We start from the raw sequence: 18097 nt of genomic DNA on the forward strand, positions 1-18097 counted from the left end.
GGGCGCTGTGATAGTTTTGAGGAGCAAATATTCCTTTTTTAATTCCGTCCCGTGAGGCGGGGAAAGGGGAGACGAGCGATGACTGAAGTCACTTCTGCGCACGTGCCGTCGCGGGTTGTACTCAACCAGGCGGATATCGATCGTGCGCTTACTCGTATCGCCCACGAGATCCTCGAAGCCAACAAAGGCTCGCAGGACCTGGTTCTGTTGGGCATTCCCAGCCGCGGTTACCCGCTGGCCGTGCGGCTCGCCAACAAGATCGCCGCAGCCGATCCCACGGTTAATGCCGGGGCCATTGTCGGCCAGCTGGACGTCACCATGTTCCGTGACGATCTCTCCCATCAGCCCACCCGGCCGCCGCACCACACGCGGCTTCCGCTGTCGGGCATCGACAACAAAGTCGTTGTACTCATTGACGACGTCCTCTACTCCGGACGCACCATCCGGGCAGCCCTGGACGCCCTGGTCGACCTTGGCCGTCCCCGTATCGTCCGCCTTGCGGTCCTGGTGGACAGGGGCCACCGCGAACTTCCCATCCGTGCCGACCACGTGGGCAAGAACCTGCCGACCTCCTCAGCGGAAAAGGTCCGGGTGCACCTTGAGGAAACTGATTCCGTGGATGGGACGCCCGTCAATGAGGTAGTTATCGAGGCAGGCAAGTGAAGCATCTTCTTTCCACTGAAAACCTGGTCGCATCCGACGCCATCCGCATCCTGGACACCGCGGAAGAGATGTCCGCAGTGGGTGACCGGGAGGTCAAGAAGCTCCCCGCACTCCGCGGCCGCACGGTAGTGAACCTCTTCTTCGAGGACTCCACGCGCACCCGGATCTCCTTTGAAGCGGCAGCCAAGCGCCTGTCCGCCGATGTCATCAACTTCGCAGCCAAGGGATCCTCCGTGTCCAAGGGTGAGTCCCTCAAAGACACCGCCCAGACCCTCGCTGCCATGGGGGCGGACGCCGTCGTCATCCGCCACTGGGCTTCGGGTGCCCCGCACCGCTTGGCTGCCACGGACTGGATCGACGCCGCAGTCATCAACGCCGGCGACGGTACCCACGAGCACCCCACGCAGGCGCTTCTGGACGCCTTCACCATGCGACGGCATTGGTCCAAGCTCAGCGGCGTGGCATCCACTGGGGCAGACCTCAAGGGCATGCGCGTCGCCATTGCAGGGGACGTGCTGCACTCCCGCGTGGCCCGGTCCAACGTCTGGCTGCTGAAGACCCTGGGTGCCGAGGTCACGTTGGTGGCGCCACCCACCCTGCTGCCCATCGGCGTCGAGCACTGGCCGTGCAAAGTCAGCTACAACCTGGACGAAACGCTGGAGGCCGGCATCGACGCCATGATGATGCTGCGCGTCCAGGGCGAGCGGATGAACGCCTCGTTCTTCCCGTCCACCCGCGAATATTCACGCCGTTGGGGCTTCGATGACGCCCGCCTCAAAGCTTTGGATGACCTGGGTATGAAGGACACCATCATCATGCACCCCGGTCCCATGAACAGGGGCCTGGAGATTTCATCCGCCGCCGCCGACTCGCCCCGCTCCACTGTGCTTGCGCAGGTTCGCAACGGCGTTTCGGTCCGCATGGCGGCCCTGTACCTGCTGCTGTCCGGGGATACCCGCGAAGCAGCCCCACTGAACACAGTCACACCGGCTTTCGCAAGCCCGTCCAGCAAGGAGAGCAACTGATGGCCGAGAACACCTATTTGATCCGCGGGGCCGCCATCCTCGGTGGCGAAGCCCAGGATCTGCTCATCCACGACGGCGTTATTGCCGCCCGGGGCACCGACCTCTCCGAGGAGGGCGCCACCGTCATCGACGGCAAGGGCCTGGTAGCTCTTCCGGGCATGGTGGACGTCCACACGCACTTGCGTGAACCCGGTCGCGAGGACGCGGAAACGGTCGAGACCGGCACCCGCGCGGCTGCCCTCGGGGGTTTTACGGCCGTCCACGCCATGGCCAACAGCAACCCTGTGGCTGACACTGCCGGCGTGGTCGAGCAGGTCCACAGCCTGGGCCGTGCGTCCGGCTGGGTTGATGTGCGTCCGGTCGGCGCAGTCACCGTGGGCTTGGCCGGCGAGCAGCTCGCCGAGCTGGGCGCCATGGCCGACTCCCGCGCCCAGGTGCGGATGTTTTCCGACGACGGCATGTGCGTTCATGACCCGGTACTCATGCGCCGCGCGCTTGAGTATGTCAAAGCGTTCGACGGCGTGGTGGCCCAGCACGCGCAGGAACCCCGCCTTACCGCCGGGGCACAGATGAACGAGGGCACAGTCTCTGCCGTTCTGGGACTGACCGGCTGGCCCGCCGTTGCCGAGGAAAGCATCATTGCCCGCGACGTCCTGCTCACCCAGCACGTCGGTTCCAGGCTGCACGTGTGCCACGTTTCCACTGCGGGGTCCGTTGAGATCGTCCGTTGGGCGAAAGCCCGGGGGATCAACGTCACTGCCGAAGTGACCCCGCACCACCTTCTCCTGACCGATGAACTGGTCCGCAGTTACGACCCCGTCTACAAGGTCAACCCGCCGCTGCGCACGGACGCTGATGTGCAGGCCCTGCGTGAAGGACTGGCCGACGGCACCATCGACGTCATCGGAACCGACCACGCCCCCCACCCCAGCGAGCACAAGGAGTGCGAGTGGGCGCAGGCGGCCATGGGCATGACGGGCCTTGAAACGGCGCTCTCGGTAGTGCAGGAAACCATGATCGAAACCGGCCTCATGACTTGGGCCGACTTCGCCAGGGTCACCTCGTTCACACCCGCCGCCATCGGCCGAGTGGCCGACCAGGGCCGTCCGCTGGAGGTTGGGGAGCCGGCCAACGTCATCCTGGTGGACCCGGCTGCGCGTTGGACGGTGGACCCCCATAAGATGGCAACCATGGGCCGCAATTCACCGTTCAAGGGCAGGGAGCTGCCCGGATCTGTGGTGGCTACCTTCTTCAAGGGCCACCCCACGGTCCTCGACGGCCGGCTCAACACGCCCTACAAGCATCCGGCAGTCAGCAGCAACTGATGAGCAACCAAACACTGACCGTGCTCATCACGGTGCCACTGATCGTCGTCGTCCTGGCGATGATCTGGCTCGGGTGGCGCAACCGGCTGAGGCGACAAGCCGACGTCGAACGCCTCCCCGGGGTACCGGAACAGCTGACGCCGGCGAGCGTCGTCGCTGATGGCCAGTACGTGACCACCACGACGGCGGGCGACTGGCTCGACCGCATCGCGGTCCAGGGATTGGGTATCCGGACCAACGCGGAACTGAGCATCCACGCTGAAGGCGTGCTGTTCGACCGCTCCGGCGCCGCCCCCGTCTTCATCCCGCGGCGGGCCCTGGTGGACAGTCGCGAAGCCAACGGCATGGCCGGAAAGTTCGTCGAAAAGGACGGCCTCCTGGTCATCAGCTGGCGGCTGGGCGCCCGGGAACTCGACACCGGGTTCCGGTCCAGGCACTCAGCCGACAAGAAGCTCCTCCTTGAAGCCCTCCAGGAATTGATCTCCGCAGCCCCTCAGGCAGATGCCGATAGTGGAAAGTAATAAAGTGACGGAAAGTAACGCAGCCACCAAAACCACCCCCTCAGCAGCAGTACTGGTGCTCGAAGACGGCCGCATGTTCCGCGGCCGCAGCTACGGCGCCCAGGGAACCGCTCTGGGAGAGGCCGTCTTCGCCACCGGAATGACCGGCTACCAGGAGACCATCACCGATCCCTCGTACGCCCGTCAGCTCGTCGTGCAGACAGCGCCGCACATCGGCAACACCGGAGTCAACAGCGAAGACGCTGAATCCCGCCGCATCTGGGTTGCGGGGTACATTGTCCGCGATGCCGCGCGCCGGCCCTCCAACTGGCGCTCCGAGCGAAGCCTTGACGAAGAACTCGTCGAGCAGGGAATCGTGGGCATCCAGGGCGTTGACACCCGTGCCATCACCCGCCACCTCCGCGAGCACAAGACCATGCGGGCAGGTATCTTCTCGGGCGAGGCCGCCCAGGCCACTGACAAGGAACTGTTGGACGCCGTCCTCGCCAGCGCACCCATGGAGGGCGCAGCCCTGGCCGAGGAAGTCTCCATCGACGAGGCCTACGTGGTTGAACCCAAGGACCACGGCTGGGAGGGCGAACCCCGCTTCTCCATCGCCGCAGTGGACCTCGGCATCAAGGCTATGACTCCGGTGCGCTTCGCCGAGCGCGGCGTACGGGTACACGTCCTGCCTGCCACGTCCACTCTGGAGGACGTCAACGCGGTCAAGCCCGACGGTTTCTTCATGTCCAACGGACCCGGCGACCCCGCCACCGCCGACCACCAGGTTTCCCTGCTGCGTTCTGTGCTGGACGAGAAACTGCCGTACTTCGGAATCTGTTTCGGCAACCAGATCCTGGGCCGGGCGTTGGGCTTTGGCACGTACAAGCTCCGCTACGGCCACCGCGGCATCAACCAGCCTGTGATGGACCGCCGCACCGGGAAGGTGGAAATTACTTCCCAGAACCACGGCTTCGCAGTGGACGCGCCGCTGAACGGATCCACGGTGGCGCCGGAAGAGCGTTACGGCCGGGTGGAAGTCAGCCACGTCTCCCTGAACGACGACGTCGTCGAAGGCCTCGCCTGCCTCGACATCCCGGCCTTCTCGGTCCAGTACCACCCGGAGGCAGCTGCCGGCCCGCACGATGCCGCGTACCTCTTCGACCGCTTCATCGACCTCATGGCCGATACCAAAGCCGCCGCTCCCGCAAAGAACAACGACTCCAAGACTGAGGACAAGAAGTAATGCCCAAGCGTACAGATCTCAAGAGCGTCCTTGTCATCGGTTCCGGTCCCATCGTCATTGGCCAGGCGGCCGAGTTCGACTACTCCGGCACCCAGGCCCTCCGGGTCCTCAAGGAGGAGGGCCTTCGGGTCATCCTGGTCAACTCGAACCCGGCCACCATCATGACGGACCCGGAGTTCGCCGACGCCACCTACGTTGAACCCATCACCCCGGAGGTGGTGGAGAAGATCATCGCCAAGGAGCGTCCGGACGCCATCCTGCCCACCCTGGGTGGCCAGACGGCCCTGAACACGGCTATTGCCCTGGATAAGAACGGCGTACTGGAGAAGTACAACGTCGAACTCATCGGTGCCAACATTGCGGCCATCGAGCTCGGCGAGGACCGTGAAAAGTTCAAGGGCGTCGTGGAGCGTTGCGGCGCCGAGTCGGCCCGCAGCCACATCATCCACACGATGGAAGAGGCTTTTGCTGCTGCAGAGGACCTGGGCTACCCCATGGTGGTCCGGCCTTCCTTCACCATGGGTGGGCTGGGTTCCGGCCTCGCGTACAACGAGGACGACCTCCGCCGTATTGTCGGACAGGGCCTCCAGTACAGCCCCACCACCGAGGTCCTGCTCGAGGAAAGCATCCTCGGCTGGAAAGAATACGAACTCGAGATGATGCGCGACAAGAACGACAACGTCGTTGTTGTCTGTTCCATCGAAAACTTTGATCCCGTCGGTGTCCACACCGGCGACTCCATCACGGTTGCCCCGGCGCTGACCTTGACGGACCGCGAGTACCAGAAGCTGCGCGACGTCTCCATCGCGGTCATCCGCGAAGTCGGCGTGGACACCGGTGGCTGCAACATCCAGTTCGCGATCGACCCCGCAACCGGCCGTGTTGTGGTCATCGAAATGAACCCTCGCGTGTCGCGTTCTTCGGCGCTTGCGTCCAAGGCCACCGGGTTCGCCATCGCGAAGATCGCCACGAAGCTCTCCTTGGGATACACCCTGGACGAGATCCCGAACGACATCACCCAGAAGACCCCGGCCTCCTTCGAGCCGACCCTTGACTACGTGGTGGTCAAGGTTCCGCGCTTCGCGTTCGAGAAGTTCCCGGCAGCAGACAACACGCTGACCACCACCATGAAGTCGGTGGGCGAAGCGATGGCCATGGGGCGCAACTTCACCGAAGCCCTGCAGAAGGCTCTGCGCTCACTGGAGCAGAAGGGCTCACAGCTGGACTTCAGTTCCGTTCCGGAATATGAAGTGGCTGAGCTGATCGAGAAGGCCAAGCGGCCCACCACGGACCGCCTGCACCAGGTGCAGCGCGCCCTCCTGGGCGGGGCTACCGTGGAGGACCTCTTCGAGGCCACCAAGATCGACCCTTGGTTCCTGGACCAGCTGCAGTTGCTCAACGAGACCGCCCAGGAAATCCGCAAAGCCGGTGTGCTGACGGAGGAAATGCTGCGGAACGCCAAGCGCCACGGCTTCTCCGATGAGCAGATCGGTGCCCTGACGCACAACAACGAGGCCGTGGTCCGCGGGGTCCGCCAGGCCCTGGGCATCCGCCCTGTCTACAAGACGGTGGACACCTGCGCAGCCGAGTTCGCCGCCTACACGCCTTACCACTACTCCTCCTATGACGAAGAGGACGAGGTTGGTCTCCACGCGAAGCCTTCCGTCATCATCCTCGGCTCCGGACCCAACCGCATCGGCCAGGGCATTGAGTTCGACTACTCCTGCGTGCACGCCTCCATGGCGCTGCGCAAGGCTGGCTACGAGACCGTCATGGTCAACTGCAACCCGGAGACGGTCTCCACCGACTACGACGTTTCCACGCGCCTGTACTTCGAGCCGTTGACCCTCGAGGACGTCCTTGAGGTCATCGCCGCGGAGGAGCGGACGGGCGGCGTCATGGGTGTGTTCGTACAGCTCGGCGGCCAGACTCCGTTGAAGCTTGCCCAGCAGCTTGCCGACGCCGGTGTTCCCATCCTGGGTACCTCGCCGGAAGCGATCGACCTTGCCGAACACCGTGGCGCCTTCGCCCGGGTCCTGGATGAAGCCGGCCTGACCTCCCCGAAGAACGGCACCGCCGTTTCCTTCGAGGACGCCAAGAAGATCGCCGACGAAATCGGCTATCCGGTACTGGTCCGCCCGTCCTACGTGCTGGGCGGCCGCGGCATGGAGATCGTTTACGACGAAGCCAACCTTTCCCGCTACATCGCGAACGCCACGGAGATCACCCCGGACCACCCGGTCTTGATCGACCGCTTCCTTGAAGATGCAGTGGAGATCGATGTCGATGCCCTCTTCGACGGCACGGACATGTACCTCGGCGGCATCATGGAGCACATTGAAGAGGCAGGCATCCACTCCGGTGACTCCGCTTGCGTCCTGCCTCCGATCACCCTTGGCAACAACGTGATCGAACGCGTGCGCACGGCCACCCGGGCCATCGCCGAGGGCGTGGGCGTCCGTGGCTTGATCAACATCCAGTTCGCACTGGCTTCGGACGTCCTGTACGTCCTGGAAGCCAACCCCCGGGCTTCCCGTACTGTTCCGTTCGTCTCCAAGGCAACGGGTGTACAGATGGCCAAGGCGGCAGCCCTCATCGGCACAGGCGTTACCATCAACCAGCTCCGCAGCGCTTACAAGATGCTGCCGGAGACGGGCGACGGTTCCACGCTGCCTTTGGACGCGCCGGTTGCCGTGAAGGAAGCGGTCCTGCCGTTCAGCCGCTTCCGCACCCCGGAAGGCAAGGTCGTCGACTCGCTGCTCGGCCCGGAAATGCGCTCCACCGGTGAAGTCATGGGTATCGACAAGCACTTCGATACCGCTTTCGCCAAGAGCCAGGCAGCGGCCAACAACGCGCTGCCCACCGAAGGGAAGATCTTCGTTTCCGTGGCCAACCGCGACAAGCGTTCGGTGATCATGGGCGTCAAGCGGCTCTCGGACCTTGGCTTCGAGATCGTATCCACGGGTGGCACCGCCGATGTCCTGCGCCGCAACGGCATCCAGGCGACTCCGGTCCGCAAGGTTGCCGAGGGAAGCAGCGCCGAAGGCGAGGGAACCATCGCGGACCTCGTCATCGCCGGCGAGATCGACATGGTCTTCAACACCCCGTCCGGTGGCGAAGCACGCAGCGACGGATACGAACTCCGCGCCGCAGCCACCTCCATCGGCATTCCCTGCATCACCACCGTTGCGGAGTTCAACGCGGCAGTCCAGGCGATCGAGGCCCTGCGGACCTATGAATGGTCGGTGACCAGCCTGCAGGAGCACGCAGCCAACCTGTCGGCCGCCATGGAAGCCGCACGTGGCTGAGTCTGCAGCATCGCAGCAGGCGCAGCCGGTCCGGGAGTCTTTCGGCTCCCGGCTGGCTGCGGCCATGCTTGAGCGTGGCCCGCTCTGCGTAGGCATCGACCCGCACCCCCAGCTTCTGGCTGACTGGGGTTTGAACGACGACGTCGCCGGGCTGGAGCGCTTCTCATTGACAGTTGTGGAGGCGGTGGCTTCCCTCGCTGCCGCAGTCAAGCCGCAGGTGGCACTGTACGAGCGCCACGGTTCAGCGGGCATGGCTGTGCTGGAGCGAGTGCTCGCCGCATCAGCGGAAGCGGGCGTTCTCAGCATCGCGGATGCCAAACGCGGAGACATCGGGTCAACCATGGCTGCTTACGCGGACGCCTGGTTGCGCGATGGTTCGTCTTTGGCCGCAGACTCGGTGACCCTGAGCCCTTATTTGGGATTTGAGTCGCTGCGTCCGGCTCTGGACCTCGCTGCCCAGTACGGCCGGGGAGTGTTCGTGCTTGCACTGACGTCGAACCCCGAAGGAAAGTCCGTTCAACATGTCGGAGGCGAGCAGTCCGTTGCCCGCAGGATCGTTTCCGCTGCGGCCGCAGAGAACCAGCGCTATGAAGGTGTCCTGGGGTCGGTGGGCCTGGTTGTCGGTGCCACGATTGGTTCGGCGCTGACGGACCTGGACATCGAGCTTGGCCCGGTCCGCGGAGCGATTCTTGCGCCGGGACTCGGAGCCCAGGGCGCGACGCCTGCCGACCTTCGTGCCACCTTCGCTGATGCCTATCCGCAGGTTCTGGCCACCTCCAGCCGGGGAATCCTGGCCGCAGGTCCTTCGGCGGCTGCGCTGCGCGATGCGGCCGAGGAGACGCTGGCCGGACTTCGTTCCTGAAGCAACGCGGGGTCACTTTTGGCCCATGATGGGCCTTCCAAAGGGCCATAAGTGACCCCGCGTTGCTCCAACTCATTGCGCAACCGGGTCCCTGGCGGTAGGTTCAGGATCAGTCGCGTGATGTGCATCACAAACTCGATCTGACAGGGGTTCGGCAGTGGGCCTGAAAGAGCTGACACCGCAAGAGCGTGCCGATGCGTTGGAAAAGGCCGCCAAGGCCAGGGCTGTGAGGGCCGCAGCCAAGGAGCGGCTGAAGCGCGGAGAAGTGAGTATCGCGGAGTTGATTGCCTCTGGCGACTCGGACGAGGCGATCGCGCGGATGCGCGTAGTGGAGTTGCTGGAAGCTTTGCCGGGCATCGGCCCGGTCCGGGCGGCGGGGATCATGGCGGATATCGGCATTGCCGGATCACGGCGCATCAGGGGGTTGGGAATCCACCAGGCCCGGGCGCTGGTAGATTTTATGGATACCCAACAAAGCGTTTGACGCATCTCCCCGAAGGAATCCGTGAGCAAGAATCCTGGACTGACCGTCCTTGCAGGCCCCACTGCCGTTGGCAAAGGAACCGTATCCACGTATATCAGGGACAACTATCCAGAGGTTTGGCTTTCGGTTTCAGCCACCACCCGGGCCGCCCGTCCCGGTGAGAAGGACGGTGTCCACTACTTCTTCAAGTCAGCAGAAGAGTTCGATGCCCTGGTAGCCGACGGCGAACTGCTCGAATGGGCGGTAGTTCACGGCCAGAACCGCTACGGGACCCTTCGCAGCACCGTCGATGCCGCGATCGCCGAGGGCAAGTCGGTCCTCCTGGAAATCGACCTCCAAGGTGCGCGACAGGTCAAGGCGGCTGTGCCGGACGCCAACTTCGTCTTCCTGGCCCCGCCCAGCTGGGACGAAATGGTCCGTCGCCTGGTCGGCCGCGGCACTGAAACGGCGGAGGAACAGCAGCGCAGGCTGGAAACCGCTAAACTGGAACTTGCTGCTGAACCGGAGTTTGACCACACCGTCATTAATGACGACGTTCGCCGGGCAGCGGACGAGCTTGTTTCACTCATGGGGCTTACCCCGCACGGACGCTAAAGCGTCTGTTTGTTGGCCCGCTAGAATTTGGAGAATTCGTGTCCACGAACCTTGAAGGCATCATCAACCCGCCGATCGATTCGCTGCTTGAGGCTGCCGATTCCAAGTACGGCCTGGTGATCTTCGGCGCCAAGCGTGCCCGCCAGATCAACGCTTACTACGCCCAGCTGCATGAGGGCCTGTTCGAGTACGTCGGTCCCTTGGTTGACACCAAGCTGAACGAGAAGTCGCTTTCGATCGCCCTCCGCGAGATCAACGAAGGCCTTCTGGTTTCCACGCCGATCGAGCCCGCAGAATAAAGCAGACTGCCTGTTGACGGAGGTCACGTGCGCATAGTCCTCGGAGTCGGGGGAGGGATTGCAGCCTACAAGGTTGCATCGCTCCTCCGGCTTTTTACTGAAGCCGGCCATCAGGTGACGGTCATCCCTACAGAGGCAGCCACCCGTTTTGTCGGGGTTGCCACGTGGGAGGCCCTTTCCGGCAACCCGGTGAGCAACAGCGTCTTCGACGACGTCGACAAGGTCAACCACGTGCGCCTGGGGCACCAGGCGGACCTGATCGTCATTGCTCCGGCCACTGCCGACCTCCTGGCCAAGGCAGCCACCGGGCAGGCGAACGACCTCCTCACCAACACCCTGCTCATGGCTCACGGCCCGGTACTCTTCGCGCCCGCGATGCATACCGAAATGTGGCAGCATGCGGCAACCCAAGCCAACGTGGAAACGTTGCGCAGCCGTGGCGTGACGGTTCTGGAACCAGCTTCCGGACGCCTCACGGGCGCCGATTCCGGTCCGGGCAGGCTCCCGGAACCGGAAGCCATCTTTGCCGCCGCCATGGCCTTGGCGGAGGCCTCCGGCATGTCGGAGAGTGCCCCAGCACAGGCGGCCGCCCATGCATCGCTCGCTGGCAGGACGGTTACCATTTCCGCGGGTGGAACCAGGGAGGCCCTGGATCCGGTCAGGTTCCTCGGCAACCGTTCCTCGGGCAAGCAGGGCGCAGCGCTGGCCGATGCCGCTTTGGCCGCCGGGGCCAGGGTCCGTTTCCTGTCCGCACACATGGACGTGGCGCCGCCGGCCGGCGTCGAGCTTGTCCGCGTTGAGTCAGCCTTGGAGCTGCGCGAGGCAGCGCTGAAGGCGGCAGTGGATTCGGACGTCGTCATCATGGCCGCGGCCGTGGCGGACTTCCGTCCGGCAGAGGTTTCGGACACAAAAATCAAGAAGGTCGACGGCGAGGACGCACCTGTGGTGCGCCTGGTCCGGAACCCTGACATCCTGCACGAGCTTGTTCAGAGGCGGAATGCTGAAGGCGGCCAGCAGCTGATTGTCGGCTTCGCGGCAGAAACCGGGGACGCGCAGGGCGATGTCCTGGCGCATGCGGCCGCCAAACTCAAACGCAAGGGCTGCGACCTCCTTGTTGTCAATCACGTTGGTGTTGGCCGGGTCTTCGGGCAGGACGACAACTCGGTGGTGATCCTTTCCGGCCACGGCGCTGAACCGCAATCCGCGGCCGGAACCAAGGCAGACGTCGCCGCCGCAGTGATTGACCGGGTGAGTGCCGAACTCGCGCAGGTCTTTCCGGCCCTGTGACTGATCCCACGCCGGAATTCTTAGCAAAGGGACACACGGCAGATGACGTGATCCCGCAACACAGTAAGGTGGTCGAGTGACTTTACCGCTGCACCATGAACACCATGGCACCCCGTCCAAGCTCCGCCTCTTCACCTCCGAGTCGGTTACTGAAGGGCACCCGGACAAGATCTGCGACCAGATCAGCGACTCCATTCTTGACGCGTTGCTGGCAGCGGATCCTGAGTCCCGCGTGGCCGTTGAGACCATGGCCACAACCGGCCTGGTGCACGTGGCAGGCGAAGTCACCACCGATGCTTACGTCGAAATTCCGCAGATCGTCCGCGAGACCATCCTGGGAATCGGCTACGACTCCTCCGCCAACGGCTTTGACGGCGCCCGCTGTGGTGTTTCCGTATCCATCGGCCAGCAGTCCAACGACATCGCCGGTGGGGTCTTCAACTCGCTTGAAGCGCGTGAAGGTCGCCAGGAGGACGACTACGACCTCCAGGGCGCCGGCGACCAAGGCATCATGTTCGGCTACGCCAGTGATGAAACGGCGTCGTACATGCCGACCCCCATTTGGTTGGCCCACCGCCTGTCGGAGCGCCTGACGGAAGTCCGCAAGAACGGCGAACTTGCCTACCTGCGGCCCGACGGCAAGACACAGGTCACGGTTGGGTACGACGGCGACCGCCCGGTTTCCGTCGAAACCGTAGTAATCTCCAGCCAGCACGCAGAGGAAGCAAGCCTTGATCAGCTCCGCGCGGACCTGGCAAGCTACGTCATCGAACCCGTGCTGGCCGCGTCAAACCTTGACCTCTCCCGCACAGCGAACATCCTGAACCCCGCCGGCGCTTTTGTCATCGGTGGACCGGTGGGCGATGCCGGTTTGACCGGGCGCAAGATCATCGTTGACACCTACGGCGGATTCTCCCGCCACGGCGGTGGTGCTTTCTCAGGCAAGGATCCGTCCAAGGTGGACCGTTCAGCTGCCTACGCCATGCGGTGGGTCGCCAAGAACGTTGTGGCCGCAGGACTTGCCAAGCGTGCCGAGATCCAGATCGCCTACGCGATTGGCCAGGCGCGTCCCGTGGGAACCTACGTGGAGACCTTCGGCACCGAAACCGTGGACCCTGCCCGCATCAGCGAAGCGATCGACGAACTCTTTGATCTTCGGCCGCGGGCCATCATCGATGCCCTGGACCTCAAGCGGCCCATCTACGCCAAGACTGCCGCTCACGGCCACTTCGGACGGGATGAGCCCGACTTCACCTGGGAGCGGTTGGACCGCGTTGCGGACCTCAAGGAGTACTTCAACGCCTGACGTGGCTCCCGCGAACGGCCCGATGTTGTTTTGTCGGGGGTTCGTGATTGGCTTTAGCCAGAGAGATGCCCGCAGCGGGTCAATCCCGCTGCGGGCATTTCCCGTTGAAAGTGAAGCGTTTTCGGTGCGATGAGTTGGAGGTGACGGGAATGGCAGCGAACGATGTCCAACCTTCATTGCTCCAACCCTCGCTCCTGCAGGGTTTCCCCGACCGGATGCCGGCCAATGGACCCCCTCTGGCCGCGGTGGATCCTGTTGCGCGGGTCATCCTTGAGTCATCCCTTCCCCACCTGGACAGGCCCTTCGATTACAGCGTTCCCGCCGAACTGGCGGATGTAGCATCTCCGGGCGTTCGGGTGAAAGTGAAGTTCAACGGCCAGGATCTCAATGGCTACATCATCGAACGCCGCGGTTCCTCGGATGCAGCACACGCGCTCACGGCCCTGCATAAAGTCGTGTCACCGGTGGCGGTCCTGACTCCGGCCGTCTCCGAGTTGGCCAGCACCGTGGCTGCCCGCTACGCCGGTACCCTCAGCGACGTTCTGCGGACGGCTGTGCCTCCCCGTGTGGCCAAGGTGGAGAAGGAACTGCTGGCCGGGGATTTGGACGCCGATGTCGCAGAGCTGAAGCCCTTCACCGAGGCCCATGCCTGGGCAGCGTACTCCAACGGCACGTCGTTTCTGCAGCACCTGGCCAGCGGCGGTTCGCCCAAAGCTGTCCTCACGGCCCTCCAGGGCTTCGGCCCGGGTAGCTGGGCTTCTCTCGTCGCGTCAGCCGTCGCCACAGTCCGCTCCTCGGGGCGGGGCGCGGTGGTGGTGGTTCCGGATTACCGGGACCTTGAGCAGCTGGAGTCTGCCCTGGCCAAGGTCCTGCCTGCATCGGACGTTGCCCGGCTCACTGCGGACGATGGGCAGACGCCCCGCTACAGGAGCTTCCTGCGGCTCCTGAGCGGTGCGGCCGGTGTAGCTATCGGCACCCGCTCTGCTGCCTACGCGCCGGTCAAGGACCTAGGGCTGGTGGTGTGCTGGGATGACGGCGACGACGTCCACATCGAGCAACGCGCTCCCTACGCCCATTCCCGTGAAGTGTTGTTGCTCCGGGCCGAGCAGGAGGGAGCGGCGTGTCTCATGGCGTCCCACAGCCGCAGCACAGAGTTGCAGCGGCTCGTGGAAATGCAGTGGGCGGCGCCCATCGAAGCTCCCCGCACCACAGTTCGCGCTACCGTGCCGCGCGTCCTCAATACCGCTGACAGCTTCGAGCAGGAACGCGACCCCTTGGCCCGGATTGCCCGTTTGCCCGGTGCGGCATGGCGCGCGGCCAAAGATGGCCTGGAGCGCGGCCCCGTCCTGGTGCAGGTGGCCCGCGCTGGATACGCGCCGTCCTTGGTCTGTGAGACGTGCCGTGAGCTTGCCCGCTGCAACGTTTGCCAGGGGCCTTTGGCGGTCTCCAGCAGTTCGGCCATGCCGGCGTGCCGCTGGTGCTCCACACCGGCTCCGCAGTGGCGCTGCACGCACTGCAGCGGAACCAGGCTGCGCAGGGGAGCCGCCGGAGTCATGAGGACTGCGGAGGAATTGGGACGGGCGTTCCCTGGCAAGCCGGTGGTGACCTCGTCGGGCGAGAACATCAAAGCCATGGTCCCTGATGCTCCTGCCTTGGTGGTTGCCACGGTCGGGGCAGAGCCTGTGGCTTCCGCCGGATATGCCGCGGCGCTGTTGCTGGATGGCAATTCATTGCTCCGGCGGGAAAACCTGCGTGCAGGAGAGGACACCGTTCGCCGCTGGCTCAATGCCGCTTCCCTCGTGAAGCCTGCCAGCCAAGGCGGGCTGGTAGTGATCACCGCGGATGACACCGCGGCCACGGGCGCACTCTTGCGGTGGGACGCTGCAGGCTATGCGTCGAGGGAGCTCGCGTTGCGGAGAGAGCTCCAGCTGCCGCCCGCGGTCCGGGTGGCCTCCGTGACTGGCTCAAGGGCCGACGTCGGGCACTTTTCCGAAGCTTTCGAGGCCAGTGCTCCGCTGGCGTCCGGCACCAAACTCCGCACTGCCGGTCCGGCCCCGGTGCAATTGTTCGCCGGAGGGTCGCCAACTGCGGCCGAAGAGGCTGACGCAGATGTCAGGACGCTGTACTTCATTCCGTATACCGAGGCCGCGGAAACAACTCGAGCCATGCGGGCGGTCAAGGCCGTGAACGCTGCCAAGCGCACGGCAGGGCCGGTGCAGCTGCGCCTGGACGGTGTGGACGTCCTCTAGGCGCCCAGGTACCCGGACTACGACTTGCGCCGGCGCAGGGAAACGACTTCTTCAGCTGCGGCGAGAAGTTGCCGTGCCGACTCGTTCCAGTTGAAGGTGGATGCGCGTTCCACCGAACTGCGGGAACGTTGCTGCCACAAATCCTGGTCACCCAGGGCGGTTACTGCAGCGGCGAAGTCCGTGGGCGATTCCGGATCGACGTAACTGACGGCGTCGCCACCGACCTCCCTGAAGATCGGGATATCGCTGGCAATCACCGGGGTTCCGAGGGCCATGGCCTCCACCAGCGGCAACCCGTATCCTTCAGCGCGGGAGAGGCTGATCAGCGCGGTTGCCCGGAGCAGGAGGTCGTCGTATTCGGCGTCGGTCACACCGTTGTGGAAGACGACTCTGGCCCCTGCGGGAACAATGGCCTCAAGTTCTGCCCGGCGGTCCGCAGTGATGCGGCTCAGCAAGTGCAAGGTGTAGTCCGGTAGTCCGGCCATGCCCCGGATCATGGTTTCCACGTTCTTGTATGGCATGAACGAACCCATGTACAGCAGCGTCTTATCGGCGCCGGCTGTTGCATCCCGTGGCGTTTGCCCTGGCTGCGGAGCATTCCCCACAATCCGGACCGGCCGCTTGGTCAGCCTGTATTTGGCCATCAGTGCCTCGGTGGTGTGGCTGATGGTGGCCACGATGTCGGCCCGGTTCAAGAGGAGCCGTTGTGGCCAGAACGCTTTGTGGTAGAGCCGCCAAAGGAGACGGATCGGGGCGGGAAGGAAGCCCGGGGGAGCAGGGTGTTCGTAGTAGATGAGGTCGTGGAGGGTGAGAACCAGTCCATACTTGCGCCCCAGCGTGCCCATGGTCTGCATGGGGCACACCACCACGTCGGCGCCCAGGGGGTTGACCTTTCGCGCTACGAAGAGCTCCAGTGGGGAGAGTGGGCTGTTGACCATCACGTACGGGACGTCAGGCAGCAGGGCGAGTTGTCGCTTGTCGCTGACCAGCATGGTGACGTCCGCGAGTTTCGACGTGGCGGCTATGAGGCTGGAACCGTACCGGCTGATGCCATCGTGGTGGTCCGTTCTGGTAAAGCGGGCGTCGATGACAATTTTCACGCGGGGTGTTCCTCCAGGAAGATGCGGATCGCTGTTGCTGCGGGGACCGGGGTTTCATAGTGGATCAAATGCCCGACGTCGGGAATCACTTCCAGCTTTGCGTCCGGCAAACGCTCCATCAGCTTGTACTGGTTGGGGAGGGTGGCGATCTCATCCTTTTCCCCGGCGACCAGGAGGACCGGGAGAGTGAGTTGTTCGGCTACTTCCGCCACGTTCCCCGAGACTGAGGCCTTGAAGGATTCAAGCAGGCTCTTCCTGTCCGCGAAGGCGCTGAAGTAGGCATCGTGCTGCCCATGGATAAAGCGGCGGAGTGCTTTGTCCTTGGTCTTTGCCATGGTGATGCTCATGACGCGGACGATCACGCGGTTCCGGAGGACAGCGAGGCCTGCACGGCGGGGAAGCTTGGCGGATGCTTGGTAATACAGCACGGCCAGCTTGGTCATGATGCCTTTGGGACCTTCCAGTGCCGGTGCGGCAATGGGGTTGATCAGGATCAAGGGGTGGACGGCGCCGGGATGTGAGGCTGCGAAGTGGCTGGCCACGATCGAACCGAAGGAGTGGCCCAGCAGTACGGTTTTGGGACCCAATCCGAGCGCTGCCATGAAGCTGGAGATGAACCGCCCGTAACGCTCAACAGTGTGTTCATCATCTACGAACGGCTCCGAACTTCCGAACGCCGGCAAGTCGGGCATGATGATGCGCATTTCCGGAAGCTGATCCACTACGCGCAATAGCCCGTGATGGTCTCCCCGGAAACCATGGATGACCAGGATCGTGCGTGTTGTGGAAGTGGCCTCGACCGGTTCGTACGTCCAGTAGGCCACGGTACTGCCGTCGACGTCGATATCTGAAGCGGTAGTCCGTCCGGCGAGGGCTTCACTGAAGAATCCATTGGGAGCCTGCGCGCCGTCGGGGGAGTGCGCGGTGTCCACTGTTTCCATGGCGATATTCCCTAGTTCACGTTGTCCGGGTGGGAACCGGTTCGATGGTGCCGTTCGAGTCCTGCCATTCCGTCCATGTCGGAAGGATCCAGCTCAAAATCGAACACGTTGAAGTTTTCCTTGATCCGTCCCGCCGAGCTCGCTTTGGGGATGATGAGGTTTCCCAATTGGAGGTGCCACCGGATGATGACCTGGGCAGGAGTTTTTCCGTGCTTTTCGGCAAGGGAGATGATGGCTGGGTCGGCCAGGACCTGCCCACGGCCAAGGGGACTCCATGCCTCGGTGGCGATCCCCAGCTGTTGGTGCAGTGTACGCAGCCTGGTTTGCTGCAGCCAGGGGTGAAGTTCGATCTGGTTGACGGCCGGGACTACTTCGGCCTTCTGCATCAGCTCGTCGAGATGGCCGGGCTGGAAGTTCGACACCCCGATCGCCCGTACCTTGCCTTCGCGGTACAGGGTTTCCAGTGCCTTGTACGTCTCCACGAAAAGTCCACGTCCGGCGCAGGGCCAGTGGATGAGGTAAAGATCCACGTAGTCGAGCCCAAGGTTCGCAATGGAGGTATCGAAGGCCCGGAGCGTCGAGTCGTAACCCTGGTCGTCGTTCCAGACCTTGGTGGTCACGAACAGGTCTTCGCGGGAAAGGGTGTGCACGGATTCCCCGGAACCCCCCGCGCCTGTGTTCGCTTGGGCGGCATCACCAATCGCACCGCCAAGCGCACGCCCGACGCCAACCTCATTGCCATACATTGCTGCTGTGTCGAAACGCCGGTACCCCTCACCCAGGGCGGTCGCCACCAACGCTTCGGCGTCCTTGGGCGGTACCTTGTAAAGGCCGTATCCCAAGCGTTCCATTTGTACGCCGTTGTTCAATGTCAGCCGGCCCGGGAATCTCATAGCAACGACTCTACC

16 protein-coding genes are annotated in these 18097 nt (G+C 63.9%); 13 read left to right on the forward strand and 3 right to left on the reverse strand.

From position 1 onward, the window contains the following. Positions 1-78: 78 nt before the first annotated feature. The 13 genes from pyrR (at position 79) to IEY62_RS11535 (ending at position 15148) form a co-directional block, all read left to right on the forward strand. Complete coding sequence (gene pyrR, locus IEY62_RS11475) at positions 79-663, forward strand: bifunctional pyr operon transcriptional regulator/uracil phosphoribosyltransferase PyrR (protein ID WP_018777733.1); 585 nt, start codon at positions 79-81, stop codon at positions 661-663. Next, the gene (locus IEY62_RS11480) at positions 660-1688 is read left to right on the forward strand and encodes an aspartate carbamoyltransferase catalytic subunit (RefSeq protein WP_189017699.1); all 1029 of its coding nucleotides are present in this window, start codon (positions 660-662) and stop codon (positions 1686-1688) included. The genes pyrR and IEY62_RS11480 overlap by 4 nt, the downstream gene beginning before the upstream one ends. Beyond that, positions 1688-3013, forward strand: coding sequence for a dihydroorotase (locus IEY62_RS11485; protein ID WP_189017703.1), 1326 nt, complete (start codon positions 1688-1690; stop codon positions 3011-3013). Before IEY62_RS11480 ends, IEY62_RS11485 begins: the two co-directional genes overlap by 1 nt. Further along, positions 3013-3534, forward strand: a complete 522-nt coding sequence (locus tag IEY62_RS11490; protein ID WP_189017706.1) for a PH-like domain-containing protein — start codon at positions 3013-3015, stop codon at positions 3532-3534. Before IEY62_RS11485 ends, IEY62_RS11490 begins: the two co-directional genes overlap by 1 nt. Further along, positions 3515-4759: a glutamine-hydrolyzing carbamoyl-phosphate synthase small subunit gene (carA, locus tag IEY62_RS11495; protein ID WP_189017709.1), complete on the forward strand. Its 1245-nt coding sequence runs from the start codon at positions 3515-3517 to the stop codon at positions 4757-4759. The genes IEY62_RS11490 and carA overlap by 20 nt, the downstream gene beginning before the upstream one ends. Next, complete coding sequence (gene carB, locus IEY62_RS11500) at positions 4759-8067, forward strand: carbamoyl-phosphate synthase large subunit (RefSeq protein ID WP_189017712.1); 3309 nt, start codon at positions 4759-4761, stop codon at positions 8065-8067. Before carA ends, carB begins: the two co-directional genes overlap by 1 nt. Further along, positions 8060-8929, forward strand: coding sequence for an orotidine-5'-phosphate decarboxylase (gene pyrF / locus IEY62_RS11505; RefSeq protein ID WP_189017715.1), 870 nt, complete (start codon positions 8060-8062; stop codon positions 8927-8929). The genes carB and pyrF overlap by 8 nt, the downstream gene beginning before the upstream one ends. A gap of 157 nt (positions 8930-9086) precedes the next feature. Then, positions 9087-9413, forward strand: coding sequence for an integration host factor, actinobacterial type (gene mihF / locus IEY62_RS11510; RefSeq protein WP_189017719.1), 327 nt, complete (start codon positions 9087-9089; stop codon positions 9411-9413). A 21-nt stretch (positions 9414-9434) separates the two neighbouring features. After that, on the forward strand, positions 9435-10007 hold the full coding sequence (gene gmk / locus IEY62_RS11515; RefSeq protein WP_189017722.1) for a guanylate kinase: 573 nt from the start codon (positions 9435-9437) through the stop codon (positions 10005-10007). Between the two features lie 38 nt (positions 10008-10045). After that, positions 10046-10306: a DNA-directed RNA polymerase subunit omega gene (rpoZ, locus tag IEY62_RS11520; RefSeq protein ID WP_017197559.1), complete on the forward strand. Its 261-nt coding sequence runs from the start codon at positions 10046-10048 to the stop codon at positions 10304-10306. 27 nt (positions 10307-10333) lie between these two features. Beyond that, positions 10334-11593 carry a bifunctional phosphopantothenoylcysteine decarboxylase/phosphopantothenate--cysteine ligase CoaBC gene (gene coaBC / locus IEY62_RS11525; RefSeq protein ID WP_189017725.1) on the forward strand — a complete coding sequence of 420 codons (1260 nt, stop codon included), beginning with the start codon at positions 10334-10336 and terminating at the stop codon, positions 11591-11593. Between the two features lie 76 nt (positions 11594-11669). Continuing rightward, positions 11670-12899, forward strand: coding sequence for a methionine adenosyltransferase (metK, locus tag IEY62_RS11530; protein ID WP_039241670.1), 1230 nt, complete (start codon positions 11670-11672; stop codon positions 12897-12899). A gap of 149 nt (positions 12900-13048) precedes the next feature. Further along, complete coding sequence (locus IEY62_RS11535; protein WP_189017728.1) at positions 13049-15148, forward strand: primosomal protein N'; 2100 nt, start codon at positions 13049-13051, stop codon at positions 15146-15148. A 17-nt stretch (positions 15149-15165) separates the two neighbouring features. On the opposite strand, the gene IEY62_RS11540 is transcribed toward IEY62_RS11535, so the two are convergent. Genes IEY62_RS11540 through IEY62_RS11550 form a run of 3 tightly spaced genes read right to left on the reverse strand, consistent with a single transcriptional unit; the run spans position 15166 to position 18082 of the window. Beyond that, on the reverse strand, positions 15166-16248 hold the full coding sequence (locus IEY62_RS11540; protein ID WP_189017731.1) for a glycosyltransferase family 4 protein: 1083 nt from the start codon (positions 16246-16248) through the stop codon (positions 15166-15168). After that, positions 16245-17189 carry an alpha/beta fold hydrolase gene (locus IEY62_RS11545; protein ID WP_189017735.1) on the reverse strand — a complete coding sequence of 315 codons (945 nt, stop codon included), beginning with the start codon at positions 17187-17189 and terminating at the stop codon, positions 16245-16247. Before IEY62_RS11545 ends, IEY62_RS11540 begins: the two co-directional genes overlap by 4 nt. Positions 17190-17200: 11 nt before the next feature. Continuing rightward, a complete protein-coding gene (locus IEY62_RS11550; protein WP_189017737.1) occupies positions 17201-18082 on the reverse strand; it encodes an aldo/keto reductase in 882 nt (293 codons plus the stop codon). Positions 18083-18097: the final 15 nt, after the last annotated feature.

The organism is Paenarthrobacter histidinolovorans (assembly GCF_014647595.1).
Taxonomy (GTDB): domain Bacteria; phylum Actinomycetota; class Actinomycetes; order Actinomycetales; family Micrococcaceae; genus Arthrobacter; species Arthrobacter histidinolovorans.

What these genes read in the sequence shown, in the direction of transcription:
- IEY62_RS11535 (WP_189017728.1), top strand. Translation starts at nt 13,049, where the DNA reads ATGGCAGCGAACGATGTCCAACCTTCATTGCTCCAACCCTCGCTCCTG.
- carA (WP_189017709.1), top strand. Translation starts at nt 3,515, where the DNA reads ATGCCGATAGTGGAAAGTAATAAAGTGACGGAAAGTAACGCAGCCACC.
- carB (WP_189017712.1), top strand. Translation starts at nt 4,759, where the DNA reads ATGCCCAAGCGTACAGATCTCAAGAGCGTCCTTGTCATCGGTTCCGGT.
- IEY62_RS11545 (WP_189017735.1), bottom strand. Translation starts at nt 17,189, where the DNA reads ATGGAAACAGTGGACACCGCGCACTCCCCCGACGGCGCGCAGGCTCCC.
- IEY62_RS11490 (WP_189017706.1), top strand. Translation starts at nt 3,013, where the DNA reads ATGAGCAACCAAACACTGACCGTGCTCATCACGGTGCCACTGATCGTC.
- IEY62_RS11550 (WP_189017737.1), bottom strand. Translation starts at nt 18,082, where the DNA reads ATGAGATTCCCGGGCCGGCTGACATTGAACAACGGCGTACAAATGGAA.
- pyrR (WP_018777733.1), top strand. Translation starts at nt 79, where the DNA reads ATGACTGAAGTCACTTCTGCGCACGTGCCGTCGCGGGTTGTACTCAAC.
- IEY62_RS11485 (WP_189017703.1), top strand. Translation starts at nt 1,688, where the DNA reads ATGGCCGAGAACACCTATTTGATCCGCGGGGCCGCCATCCTCGGTGGC.